Below are 11,677 nucleotides of genomic sequence, written 5' to 3'. Positions count from 1 at the left end.
AACGGTTACGCATGAGGACAAACAACTCACCGTCGAAAAGGGTGGCGTACGCGTACAACCCTGCCGGGGGGAAGCGTGTCCAACATGCGTGGCAGACGTACTCGACATCGCGACCGTCGCTCCGCTGTGCGGCGCGGGCACCGCTGTGCTCCCCGCGCGGAGCGTCGCCGTCGTCCCGGCACGCGGCACGGCGGCCGTCCCCGTACGGGGCACGGCAGTCGTCCCCGTACGCGGCACGGCGGTCATTCCCCTACGGGGCACGGCGGTCGTCCCCGTACGCGGCACCGCGGTCGTCCCCTACCGCCGGCCGCGCGCACTCGGCGGCATGCCGGTGATCGCCCCCGTGCCCACCGGATCCCGCGCGAGCTCCGTCGACGGCATCCCGTCGCCCCGGGCCAGCGCCGAAGGCGCCCCGGCGGCCGGAACGACCGTCGACCACCTGACCGAGACCTACCGCGCCCACTACCGGTCGCTCCTCGGCCTCGCCGCCCTGCTCCTCGACGACACCGCCTCCTGCGAGGACGTCGTCCAGGAGGCCTTCATCCGCGTCCACTCGGCCCGCAAGCGGGTGCGTGAGCCCGAGAAGACCCTCGCCTATCTGCGCCAGACCGTCGTGAACCTCTCCCGGTCCGCGCTGCGCCGCCGCATCCTCGGACTCAAGCTGCTGTCCAAGCCGATGCCGGACATGGCCAGCGCGGAGGAGGGCGCGTACGACCAGCTGGAGCGCGAGGACCTGATCAAGGCGATGCGCGGACTCCAGCGCCGCCAGCGTGAGGTGCTGGCCCTGCGGTACTTCTCGGACATGACCGAGGTGCAGGTCGCCGAGGCGCTCGGGATATCCCTCGGCTCGGTGAAGGCGTACGGTTCGCGGGGCATCGCGTCGCTGCGCGTCGCGATGGGAGCGACGTCGTGAGCGGGGCACCCGGCAAGGACGTCGACAACGGCGACGACAGCGTCGAGAACGACGTCCCTGATGAACGTGACGACCTGAGTGGACAGCGCATGGTGAACATCGAGCCCGGCCCCGGCGAGGGCGACGGGGACGACGAACTCGCGCTGCGGCGGCTGTTCCAGAGCACCGTGTCCGGCCTCGAACCCTCCGTCGGCTCGCTCGAACACCTGCGCCGTGCCGTACCCGCACGCCGCGCCCGCAAGCGGCAGGCCGTCGTCGGCGCCGCCGCCGCCGCGGTCCTCATCGGCACCGCCGTACCCGCCTTCGTGCACGTAGCCTCCTCCGGCGGCATCTCCGCCGCCGGCAACCCCGTGAACGCCGGACACGGCGAGGACGCCCAGGGCGGCACCGGCGCCGAGACCGGCGTCGAGGGCGGCCAGAGCGCCGCGCCCCCCGCGAGCACCGTGTCGCCCAGCCAGGGCGCCGCCGAAGGCTCCGCGGGCAAGCCGCAGCGACCCGGCCCCGGCGTGTCCTCCACCAGCCGCCAGGAGGCGGAGGCCCACGCCGGAGCCTTTCCGGCGTGCACGGCCGAGCAGCTCGGAGTCAGCTCTGCGGGAGCCGGCGGACCCGACGGCGAGGGCAAGGTGCACGGCACCTTCCGCATCGCCAACATCTCCGACCGGGCGTGTGTCGTGGAAGGCGGCGGAGTCGTCGGCTTCGAGGCCCGCGGCGCCGCCGACCCGTCGCGGATCTCGGTGATCCGGCACACCTCGGGAGACGGGGGAAGCGGACTGCCCGACCCCTCCCAGGAGTACTCCTCGCTGGCCCTGAAGCCGAACGCCTCCTACGAGGTGAAGTTCGTCTGGGTGCCGAGCGAGACCTGTTCGACGACACCCGCCACCCCGACCCCGACGGTGCAGCCGCCGACGGAGCCGCCGACCACACCGCCGACGACGGACACCCCGACCAACGGCACGGGCACCCCCGACCCCAGCGAGGGCACGGGCTCCGGAGGGAGCGGCACCGATCCCGGCACCGGCCCGGAGGCCGGTGCCGGGGCGGGCGCCGCGCCCCAGCTGCTCCATGAGGACGGCCCGGCGGACGGCAGCGTCCTGGTCAGCCATGTCGCGGAGCCGGGCGGCCCCGCGGCGTCGGCGACCATCTCCAACGCCTGCGCGGGCACGATCTACCGGACCGGGGTTCTGGCCGGCTCCTGACCTACAGGCCGAGCGCCTCGTCGCGGGTCGCCTCCGCCTCGCGGCGGACCAGGCGGAACCACATGAAGAGGACGAAGCCGGCGAAGACGAACCACTCCGCGGTGTAGCCGAGGTTCTGGAAGGCCTTCGCGTCCAGGCTCGTGCCCGCCGCGGCCGCCGCCGGGACCGGGGTGAGCCCGGCGGGAGAGTCGGCGAGGGTGATCCAGGCGTCGTAGACGTCGTCCGTGACGACGTTCACCAGGGATGCCGCGCTGATCATCCCCAGCTGCCCCTCGGGCAGCCCGCCGGCCCTGCCTGCACCCTTGGTGCCGCCGTTCTCCGAGGCCTGGAGCGCGCCCACGACCGTGACCTCGCCGGACGGCGGGGCGGGGACCTTCGCGCCCGTGGGGAGCCAGCCGCGGACCACCGGAAGCGACCTGCCTCCGTCCGTCCGCAGCAGCGTCAGCACGTAGCTGCCGGTCCGGCCGTCCAGATCACGGTCCGGGACGAGGAACTGCTCCCCGAACGTGCCGCGTGCCTCGGCCGACCGGCCCGAGGTCTCCTTGTCCACCGGGAGCAGGGAGTCCAGCGGCTCGGCCTTCAGCGTGCTCGCGGCGGGTCGCTTCTCGGCCGCCTCGTGGGAGTCGACGCGATCCTCGAACTTGCCCAGCTGCCAGGTCCCCATGAACACACAGAACGGGATCGCCAGCAGGACGAAGACGTTGATCCCCCACCAGCGGGGCGTTCTCAGGAACCGGTACACGCCCCCCACGGTACGCAAGCGGCCTCGGCCCCCCGTCGGCCGGGTCCCCGGCCGCCTCAGCTCTCCACCGGACCGCCCCCCAGGTGCTTCGCGGCGAACGCCAGGTCCAGGCCGACCTGCTTGATCCGCTCCTCCACCACCAGCGAGCCGTGGCCAGCGTCGTAGCGGTACACCTCGTGGACCGCGCCCCGGGCCTTGAGCCGGTCGACGTAGTTGTCGATCTGGCGGATCGGGCAGCGCGGGTCGTTGACGCCGGCCGAGATGTGCACCGGGGCCCTCACCGCGTCCACGTACGTCAGCGGCGACGAGGCCGCGTACCGATCGGGCACCTCCTCGGGGGAGCCGCCGAGCAGCGTCCGGTCCAGCGCCTTGAGGGCCTCCATCTCGTCCTCGTACGCCGCGACGTAGTCCGCGACGGGGACCGCGGCGAGCCCGACCGCCCAGGCCTCCGGCTGCGTACCGATGCCGAGGAGCGTCAGATAGCCGCCCCAGGAGCCGCCGGACAGCACCAGCCGCGACGGGTCGGCGAGGCCGCTCGCCACCGCCCAGGCGCGGACCGCGTCGATGTCCTCCAGCTCGATCAGACCGACCCGGTGCTTGAGCGCGTCCGTCCACTCCCGTCCGTACCCCGTGGAGCCCCGGTAGTTGACCCTCACCACCGCGTACCCGTGGTCCACCCAGGCCGCCGGGCCCGACGCGAAGGCGTCGCTGTCGTGCCAGGTGGGGCCGCCGTGCACCTCGAAGACCGTGGGGAAGGGGCCCTCGCCCGCCGGGCGCTGCACGAGCGCGTGGACTCTGCCGCCCGGGCCCTCCACCCACACGTCCTCCACCGGCACCGACGGCGGCGCCTTGGGGCCGGGCGGGTCGAGGACGACGCCGCCGTCCGTGGACCGCACCACCGGCGGCTCGGCGGCCGAGGACCACAGGTACTCCACGCTGCCGTCCGGCCGGGCGGTCGCGCTCGACACCGAACCGGCCGGGGTCTCCACCCGGACCAGGGCGCCGGTGGCGATCTCGTACCGCCACAGCTCGCTGCGGGCCTCGAAGCTGTGCACGATCAGCAGGCCCGAGCCGTCCGGGTACCACTCGGCCGACACGTCGCCCGGCAGGTCGAGCCGGAGATCGGTCTCCGTGCCCGCCGCCACGTCCCAGATCATCGGCTCCCAGCGGCCGCGCCGCTGGTGCCCGACGAGCAGCCGGCTGTCGCCGTCCACGGGCGCGAAGCCGAGGACCGCGAGCCCCAGCTCCTCCGTGCCGCCCTTGGTGTCGTCGAGCTCGGCGACCACGCTCGCGTCCGAGGAGCGCAGCACCCGCAGCGCCGAGTGCATCGCGTCCCCGTGCTCGGTGTGCTCGACGGCGATCAGGGAGCCGTCGTACGACAGGTCGCCGACCCCGGCCGACTCCCGGTGCCGGTAGATCTCGACCGGGGCGCCGGCCCCGGGGCGTACGAGATGGACCGTCGAGCCGTCCTCGTCCGTGGAGCGGCCCACCAGGAGCGTCCCGTCCCGGCCGATGGCGAGCCCCGCCGGGTAGGAGGCGTCGAGGCCGGGCACGGCCGGCTCGTCCGCGCCGCCGCCGAACGGCTGGCGCATCCACACCCCGAACTCGTCCCCGTCGGTGTCCGCGAACCACCAGATCCAGGCGCCGTCCGGCGACAGGGTGCCGTCCGTCGTGCCGTTCGGCCGGTCCGTGACCTGCCGCTGCTCACCGCTCGCCCGGTCCCAGGCGTACAGCTCGTACGTCCCCGTCGCGTTCGACACGAAGAGCGAGCGGTCCGGGGCCTCCTCCGCCCACTCGGGCAGGGAGACGCGCGGCGCGCGGAAGCGCCGCTGCCACGCGGGGGCCGGGTCGGTGAGCTCGCCCTCGAGCTCGGAGTTCTTGCTCTCAGTCATGGCACCCATGATGCTCCGCGCGGCGGACAATCGGGTCGCGTCCCCCTCAACCTGTGGATAACCTCGCCGACATGTACTCGCCGACGCCCGATGACTGGCACGAGGTCAACCGCGCACGCTGGGACGAGCGCGTCCCCATCCACGCCGCGAGCGACTTCTACGACCTCGACACCTTCCGCGCGGGCAAGGACGCCCTGCGGGACTTCGAGCTCGCGGAGGTCGGCGACGTCACCGGACGTTCCCTGCTGCACCTGCAGTGCCACATCGGCCTCGACACCCTCTCCTGGGCCCGCCACGGCGCCTCGCACGTCGTCGGCCTGGACTTCTCCGAGCCCGCCGTCGAGACCGCCCGCTCGCTCGCCGCGGACCTGGGCCTCGCACAGGACCGGGCGGCCTTCGTCGCGGCCGATGTGTACGACGCCGCGGAGGCCGTCCCCGACAGCGCCTACGACATCGTCTACACGGGCTGCGGCGCGCTGAACTGGCTGCCCGACATCGAGCGCTGGGCGGAGACCGCCGCCTCGCTGGTCGCCCCCGGCGGCTTCCTCTACGTGGCCGAGTTCCATCCGCTCACCGACTCGCTCGACGACGAGACCGGCAGCCGGATCGTCAACGACTACTTCGTCCGTGATCCCTGGGTGGACACCAGCCCGGGCACGTACGCCGAGCTCGACGCCGCCACCGTCCACAACCGCAGCGTGGAATGGGTGCACCCGGTCGGCGAGGTCGTCACCGCGCTCGCCAGGGCCGGCCTGCGGATCGAGTTCCTGCACGAGCACGACGCCTCGCTGTACCCGCGCTACGGCGCGCTCCAGCGGCACGAGGACGGCTACTACCGCTTCCCGGCGGACCGGCCCCGCATTCCGATGATGTACTCGGTCAAGGCGACCCGCCCGGCCACCTGAGCCGCCTCTCCGAGCCCTCTCTCCGAGCCGCCTTCCCGAGCCGCCTTCCCCCGGCCGCCGGAGCGAGTGCCCGGCGGCTCAGGGAAGCCGGATGACCGCGCGCCCGCCCGTGAGGTCCACCGTCGAGTGGTGCGGCGGGGCGCCGTCCTCCTCGTCGTCGCGCAGCACCAGAGCGCTCTGCCGCTCCTTGAGCTCGTTCTGCTTGCCCTGCGAGAAGGTGGCGTGGAGCTGCTCGAAGCCGGTCGACGAGATCTGCCCGCGGCGCTTCCCGCGGCCGGTCATGCGCAGGATCTGATCGGCGAAAGCGATCACGGTCAGCAGGATGACCAGGCCGGGCAGCGTCACGAACACGGCGAACTCCATACCGGCCATCAGACCACGCCCGTGCGGGCGTGTCAGGGGGTGCCGGGGCGGATGTGGTGCGTCCGCCGCCCGTCGAGGCCGAGGACCTGCGCCCCGATCTTGTGGGTGCGCAGCGCGAGCGCGGTGCCCGCGATCCGCAGCGCCGGGGCGGCCCGTACGAACGCGGACGTGACCTCGTGCAGTTCCTCGACCGTGCGGAGCCACATCGCGACGGCCAGGTTGTGCGGGCCGGTGACCGAGGTGACCAGCCGGGTCTGCGGCAGCCGGGCGAGCGCCGCAACGGTCGCCGGCACCTCCAGGGGCGGTACGTCGGTGGTGACCATCGCCCACATCGGACGCCCGGAGAACCTCGGGGCCGGCAGACAGTGGTGGTGGAGGGCGCCGCCCGCCGACAGGACGTCCAGCCTCCGCCGTACCGTCGACTCGCTCGTACCGCACTGCCGGGCCAGTTCGGCGGCGCTGCGGCGGGCGTCCCCCGACAGCTCCGCGATCAGCCGGTGGTCGAGTTCCGTGAGGTTCGGGAAGGGACGCGCGTGCGCGCGCGGCCGCCGGTCCCCGCCCGTGAGTTCCGTGAGGAGCTGGACCTGACCCGGGGTGAGCTGCTCGATCCGGGACCGGTACGGGCGGTTGTGCATCCGGGTGACGACCTGGGTGCGGCACCGGAGCACCCCGGGCAGCCGCCGCACGCGTCCGGCGAGATAGCCGTCGAGGGCGTACAGGTCGGGGCTGATCACGAGCAGGACGAGGTCGGCGTCGCCGGTCACCTGGTGGACGCCGAGGGTGTGCTGATCGCCCGCGACCTCGGTCGCGGTGGCCTCGGAGGTGCCCGCGGCGCACTCCAGCTCGACCCAGGCGTAGAGCATCTCGTCCGAGCCGTGGCGGGCGGCGAGCAGCGAACTCCAGGCGTACCCCCCGGCCGTGAGGTGCTCCCAGCGCCGGGCGAGGGTGTCCGGACTCGCCCCGAGCACGGCCGAGAGCTGGGTCCAGCTGGCGCGCGGGGCCATCTGCAGTGCGTGGATCAGCGAAAGATCCGCCTCTCCCAGGACGGATTCCCCGGTCGTCATTTCCCTCCCTGGTCGATCCCCGGCAAACCGTGGGTGTGGGTTCCGGGGCGCCCCAGGATGGTGAACCGAGGCATATGCATTCAAGCCGCAACGGCGGTCGTTCGCCATGGACTCAGGCACAAGTCACACACGGGGAGAGGACGGGGGCGATGCGCATGGGGACCGAGGACCCACCCGAGACCGCGGAGCGGGCGCTCTGGGGCGGGGCGGTGAGCGAGGAACGGCCGTCGTGGGGCGGGCCCGTGACCGAGGAGCGGCTGCTGTGGGGCGAGCCGGTGAGCGCGGGACAGCTCGCCGCCGCCGAGCGCGGATACGCCCGCTGCGGGCCCGCCGAACGGCTCCTGTGGGAGCGGCTGTCCGTCTTCGAGGGGGCCTTCGGCCGGGACGCCGTCCACGAGGTGTGCGCGTCGTGGACGCTGCCCCCGGGGACGATCCTCGCCGTCCTCGACCGGCTCGTGCCCCTCGCCCTCCTTCCCGTCGACGACCTGTTCGCCGGCGAGGACGACGTCCCCCGCTACTGGATGCCGCACCCGATGCGGGCCGTGGGCGCCCGCCGGCTCACCGAACGCGGCGACCGCCCGGACCTCGTCCTGCGGCACCGGCGGTGGTGCGTGAAGCTCGCCCGGCGGGCCGCCGACTGGTGGCAGAGCGGCCGGCAGCTCGACGCCCGCGACCTGGCGCTGCGGGAACTCCCCGACCTGGCCGCCGCCATGGACCCGACGACCGCGCCGCACGCACGGGACGACCAGGCGGGCACCGCCGTCGAGATCGCCGTCTCGCTGTGGTTCCTGTGGGCCGTCTGCGGGCGGGTCGCCGAGGGCCGGACCCGGCTGCGGCACGCCCTCGCCCTGCTCGGCGGGGAGCCGACGGCCCGCGCCCTGTGGCTCGCCGCGTTCCTGGAGCTGGAGTCGGGCCGCCCGGAGGAGGCGGATCCGCTCCTCGTCCGGGCCTGGGCCGCGGCCGTACGGGACGGGGACGACGGAGCGCTGGGGCTCCTCGCCCATCTGCGGGGCGCGACCGCGCTCTACCAGGGGCGCACCCGCGCGGCCGCGGACGAGTTCCGGGAGGCCCTCGCGCTGATGGGGGAGTACCCGGAGTTCGGCCCGACCCGGCACGCGTGCTGGGCGGGTATCGCGCTGGCCCAGTGCCGTACCGACCCGGAGGCCGCGCAGGAGGCACTCGACCAGGCCGACCTGGATCGCGAGAGCCGGTGGTCGTGGTCGGGCCGTGACATGTACGCCGAGGCCTGGTCGTACGTCGCCCGCGCCGAGCTCGCGGCCTGGGACGGGGATCTGGAGCGGGCCGCCGAGCACGCCCGGTGGGCGCTCCGGGAGCATCTGCGCATGGGGTCGGCGGCGGGCGCGGCCGGTGCGGCGGAACTCCTCGCCCAGATCCGGGTGTCGGCGGGCAGGCGGGACGAGGCGGCCCATCTGCTGGGAGCGGTGGACCTGTTACGGAGCTCGGTCTTCGACACCTCCTACCGCCCCGCGGAGTTCTGCGTGGTGACCCGGACACGGAGCGAGCGGGCGCTCCGGTTGCTGCTCGGCGGCAGGGAACTCCGGTACGCGTACGAAGAGGGTGCGCGGCGTGGCCTGTTCACCCTGGCGGGGGAGGCCTGAGGTCTGCCTACGATGCCGTCATGTCGTACGCCTTCGCCGTCGCCGCGGTCTTCCTGCTGTTCTTCGCGCTCGGTGTACGACGGGACCGGCGCCGCTTCGGCAACGCCGTGCTCCTCGGCCTCGCCGTCACCTTCTTCGGGGTCGGACTGCTCGCCGGGATCGAGGACGCTCCGCCCGGTGTCGCCGAGACGGTGATGATCTGCGGGCTGCTGGTGCTCGGCCTCGGCCCGGTCGTCCTCGCGGGGCTGCTCACCGCGAACGGCGTGAAGATGATCTGCAAGGAGGGCAGACGCCCGTCCAACCTGCTCTCGCTCCTCGCCGGGCTCGGCATGTTCGGCGTGATGGTCCTGGCGGTGACCGCCGCGGCCACCGACTCGTGGGCCCTGCAGGTCCTCGTCGTCACCCTCCTCCTCGTCCTCGGCTACGTCTCCTTCCTCTTCGTCTGCTTCGTGGGCTACGCGTTCCTGTACGGCCGGATGAGGATCCGCCGCGACGCCGACTACGTCGTCGTGCTCGGCTCCGGCCTGATCGGCGGCCGGCGGGTGCCCCCGCTCCTCGCGAGCCGCCTGGACCGGGGGCGCGAGGTGCACGAGAGGCTGGCCGCGTACGAGCGGCCTGACGGCGGCGCCCCCGTCCTCGTCGTCTCGGGCGGCCAAGGCCCCGACGAGGAGGTGCCCGAGTCCCACGCGATGGCCGACTACCTCGTCGAGCGCGGCTTCCCGGCGGGCGCGCTGGTGCGCGAGGACCGCTCGCGCACCACCGAGGAGAACATGATCTTCAGCAAGGAGCTGATGGAGCGGGACCGGCCGGGCTCCTCGTGCGTGATCGTCACCAACAACTTCCACGCCTTCCGGGCCGCGATCCTGGCCCGCCGCGCGGGTGTGGACGGCCAGGTGGTGGGCTCGCCGACCGCCGCCTACTTCTGGCCGTCGGCGACCATGCGCGAGTTCGCCGCGGTCTTCCTCCAGTACAAGGTGGTCAACCTCGGGATCCTGGGGACCCTGATCCTGCTCGGGGCACTCGTGTGGGCGAGCCGCTGAGGCCGGCGCTCGGTCATCGGGGTGCTCCGTTCCGCGGGGGCGCTGATCGGCGTACCGGTCCATCTGAACACCGGCCCGTTGGGGCCGCACTCCGGCCGTGATCCGCACCGGGCACGGCGGGAGCGGCGGGATCGGGGGTCCGTACCTACTCTGGAGTGACGGAGGTACCCATGAGCCGACGGCACCACTTCCACATCGACCACCTCGGGCACTCGGTCTCCGCGACCGTGCAGACCGGGCACGGGTCCGTCGTCGAGATCCTCGTAGACGGCAAGGAGACCGGCCATGCCCCGATCAAGGACGACCAGCCGGTCACGGTCCCGGTCGAGCTGCCGACCGACCCGCCGAAGACGGTGACCGTACAGGCCGCCACGGGGCCGGGCGAACCGCACTGCCTGCTGCTCGCGACGGCGGACGGGGAGCCACAGGTGATGGCGCCCAGGCCGTACTGAGGGCCCTGGTGCCACCGAGGCCCTGCGGGAGCCGCGGGTCAGGAGAGCCAGGCCATCCCGATGATCAGAAAGACCACGAAGGCGAGGGCACCGGCGACGGCGGCCGTCTTGCGGGGGCGCCGCCGGGAGAGCTCCGCGAGGCCGCCGGTGGTGCTGCCGGGCCGTTCACGCCGCCGGGAGGCGGGCACCCCGCCGGACGAGGGTCTGTGCGCCTGCGTGGGCGCGGGTCTGTGGGCCTGCCCGGGCATCGGCGCCGGTACGGGCAGGGGCGCCGCACCGGGCAGGGGCGCGGCCCCCGGTATCCGGCCGGCTCCCGGCATCGGCGCGGAGCGGGTGGCGACGCCCGCCGGGAGGCCGACGGGGTGGTGCGGGGCGTGCGGCGCGGGCTGTGCCGGGGCCGGACGGGCGTAGGCGCGCCAGGCGCCGGAGGAGAACCAGTCCGCGATGGCCTGGGCCGGCGGCCGCTGCTCCGGCTGCTTGGCCAGCAGGCTCAGCAGATACGTCTCGAACTCGGGCGGCAGCGCCACCCCGAGCCGGCCGGGCGGCACCGGGGCGGTGTCGATGTGCTGGTACAGCAGGGCCGTGGCGGTGTCCGCGCGGAACGGCGGGCGGCCGGTGAGGAGTTGGTAGAGCACGCAGCCGAGGGAGTACACGTCGGAGGCGGGCGAGGCGGGCTGCCCGAGGGCCCGCTCGGGGGCGAGGTAGAGCCCCGTGCCGACGATCTGGCCCGTCGTCGTGAGCGCCGCCGAGGGGTCGTCGACGAAGCGGGCGATGCCGAAGTCGGCGAGCTTCACCGTCCCGTCGGCGTCGACCAGGAGGTTCCCCGGCTTGATGTCGCGGTGCACGACACCCTGCCGGTGCGCGGCGGCCAGCCCGGCGGCTGCGTGCGCGGCGACCACGGCGACCCGCTCGGCGGGCAGCAGCAGCGGATCGGACGGACTGCCGGCGAGGCTGTCGCCCTCCACCAACTCCATGACGAGGAACAGCTTTCCGTCCCAGGTGCCGAAGTCGAAGACGCCCACCACGTGCGGGTGGCTCAGCCGGGCGGCGGTCTGCGCCTCCAGCCGGAACCGGTCGGCGGCGGAGGGGTCGGTCCCGTGCGCCAGCATCAGCTTCACGGCGACGTCCCGGCCGAGCACCTCGTCGGTGGCCTGCCACACCTCGCCCATACCGCCCCGGCCGATACACACATGAAGCCGATATCGGTCCGCGACCAGCACCTGGAGACCACCCCTTCGACGATCGATCAACTTGACGGAAGGGAACCAGCGTAGAGCCGCCGGGCGACGCCTTTCGCCGCGCTCCCCCCGGGGCGTCCGCCGACCCCCGTGAAGAAGCCCACGTCCGGCACCTCCACCCCGGTGATACGGGCGGGGCGATGGACGACGACCGAGGCTCGGGTGAACGGAAGGTGGCGCCGGACGGTTAGCATCGCGGACCGGAGTGAGTCCGGAGATGAGTGCCGGCGGACGCCGGTGATCGTGGAACGGA

The 11,677-nt window shown here is 73.7% G+C and carries 11 protein-coding genes; 6 read left to right on the top strand and 5 right to left on the bottom strand.

Features of this window, described 5'->3' with window-relative positions:
• Positions 1–88: 88 nt before the first annotated feature.
• Positions 89–913, top strand: coding sequence for a SigE family RNA polymerase sigma factor (locus IF00_RS0130235; RefSeq protein ID WP_245234677.1), 825 nt, complete (start codon positions 89–91; stop codon positions 911–913).
• Positions 910–2,109, top strand: a complete 1,200-nt coding sequence (locus tag IF00_RS0130230; RefSeq protein WP_030323494.1) for a hypothetical protein — start codon at positions 910–912, stop codon at positions 2,107–2,109. The genes IF00_RS0130235 and IF00_RS0130230 overlap by 4 nt, the downstream gene beginning before the upstream one ends.
• 1 nt (position 2,110) lies before the next feature.
• Here the strand turns inward: IF00_RS0130230 and IF00_RS0130225 are convergent, their stop codons facing one another.
• Positions 2,111–2,851, bottom strand: a complete 741-nt coding sequence (locus tag IF00_RS0130225; protein WP_030323492.1) for an SURF1 family protein — start codon at positions 2,849–2,851, stop codon at positions 2,111–2,113.
• 56 nt (positions 2,852–2,907) lie between these two features.
• Positions 2,908–4,752 carry a S9 family peptidase gene (locus IF00_RS0130220; protein ID WP_030323490.1) on the bottom strand — a complete coding sequence of 615 codons (1,845 nt, stop codon included), beginning with the start codon at positions 4,750–4,752 and terminating at the stop codon, positions 2,908–2,910.
• Between the two features lie 62 nt (positions 4,753–4,814).
• Between IF00_RS0130220 and IF00_RS0130215 the strand changes: the two genes are divergently transcribed.
• Positions 4,815–5,648 (top strand): class I SAM-dependent methyltransferase, encoded by an 834-nt coding sequence (locus IF00_RS0130215; RefSeq protein WP_030323487.1) that lies wholly within the window; start codon positions 4,815–4,817, stop codon positions 5,646–5,648.
• Positions 5,649–5,726: 78 nt separating this feature from the next.
• On the opposite strand, the gene IF00_RS0130210 is transcribed toward IF00_RS0130215, so the two are convergent.
• Both IF00_RS0130210 and IF00_RS0130205 read right to left on the bottom strand, forming a co-directional pair.
• On the bottom strand, positions 5,727–6,011 hold the full coding sequence (locus IF00_RS0130210; RefSeq protein WP_030323482.1) for a DUF6191 domain-containing protein: 285 nt from the start codon (positions 6,009–6,011) through the stop codon (positions 5,727–5,729).
• A gap of 32 nt (positions 6,012–6,043) precedes the next feature.
• Positions 6,044–7,075 (bottom strand): Lrp/AsnC family transcriptional regulator, encoded by a 1,032-nt coding sequence (locus IF00_RS0130205; protein ID WP_030323481.1) that lies wholly within the window; start codon positions 7,073–7,075, stop codon positions 6,044–6,046.
• 149 nt (positions 7,076–7,224) lie between these two features.
• Between IF00_RS0130205 and IF00_RS0130200 the strand changes: the two genes are divergently transcribed.
• The 3 genes from IF00_RS0130200 (at position 7,225) to IF00_RS0130190 (ending at position 10,186) form a co-directional block, all read left to right on the top strand.
• On the top strand, positions 7,225–8,694 hold the full coding sequence (locus IF00_RS0130200) for a tetratricopeptide repeat protein (RefSeq protein ID WP_245234676.1): 1,470 nt from the start codon (positions 7,225–7,227) through the stop codon (positions 8,692–8,694).
• Positions 8,695–8,714: 20 nt separating this feature from the next.
• Complete coding sequence (locus IF00_RS0130195) at positions 8,715–9,734, top strand: YdcF family protein (RefSeq protein WP_030323478.1); 1,020 nt, start codon at positions 8,715–8,717, stop codon at positions 9,732–9,734.
• A 170-nt stretch (positions 9,735–9,904) separates the two neighbouring features.
• On the top strand, positions 9,905–10,186 hold the full coding sequence (locus IF00_RS0130190) for a hypothetical protein (RefSeq protein WP_030323477.1): 282 nt from the start codon (positions 9,905–9,907) through the stop codon (positions 10,184–10,186).
• Positions 10,187–10,224: 38 nt separating this feature from the next.
• Here the strand turns inward: IF00_RS0130190 and IF00_RS0130185 are convergent, their stop codons facing one another.
• The gene (locus tag IF00_RS0130185; protein ID WP_078944900.1) at positions 10,225–11,406 is read right to left on the bottom strand and encodes a serine/threonine-protein kinase; all 1,182 of its coding nucleotides are present in this window, start codon (positions 11,404–11,406) and stop codon (positions 10,225–10,227) included.
• Positions 11,407–11,677 lie beyond the last annotated feature (271 nt).

The organism is Streptomyces flavochromogenes, assembly GCF_000717595.1.
Taxonomy (GTDB): domain Bacteria; phylum Actinomycetota; class Actinomycetes; order Streptomycetales; family Streptomycetaceae; genus Streptomyces; species Streptomyces flavochromogenes.
This window is presented reverse-complemented; position numbering and strand designations above follow the sequence as displayed.

Bases quoted from the DNA above. Each gene is read 5' to 3' on its own strand.
- IF00_RS0130195 (WP_030323478.1), top strand. From the start codon at position 8,715: ATGTCGTACGCCTTCGCCGTCGCCGCGGTCTTCCTGCTGTTCTTCGCG.
- IF00_RS0130205 (WP_030323481.1), bottom strand. From the start codon at position 7,075: ATGACGACCGGGGAATCCGTCCTGGGAGAGGCGGATCTTTCGCTGATC.
- IF00_RS0130220 (WP_030323490.1), bottom strand. From the start codon at position 4,752: ATGGGTGCCATGACTGAGAGCAAGAACTCCGAGCTCGAGGGCGAGCTC.
- IF00_RS0130215 (WP_030323487.1), top strand. From the start codon at position 4,815: ATGTACTCGCCGACGCCCGATGACTGGCACGAGGTCAACCGCGCACGC.
- IF00_RS0130210 (WP_030323482.1), bottom strand. From the start codon at position 6,011: ATGGAGTTCGCCGTGTTCGTGACGCTGCCCGGCCTGGTCATCCTGCTG.
- IF00_RS0130190 (WP_030323477.1), top strand. From the start codon at position 9,905: ATGAGCCGACGGCACCACTTCCACATCGACCACCTCGGGCACTCGGTC.
- IF00_RS0130200 (WP_245234676.1), top strand. From the start codon at position 7,225: ATGCGCATGGGGACCGAGGACCCACCCGAGACCGCGGAGCGGGCGCTC.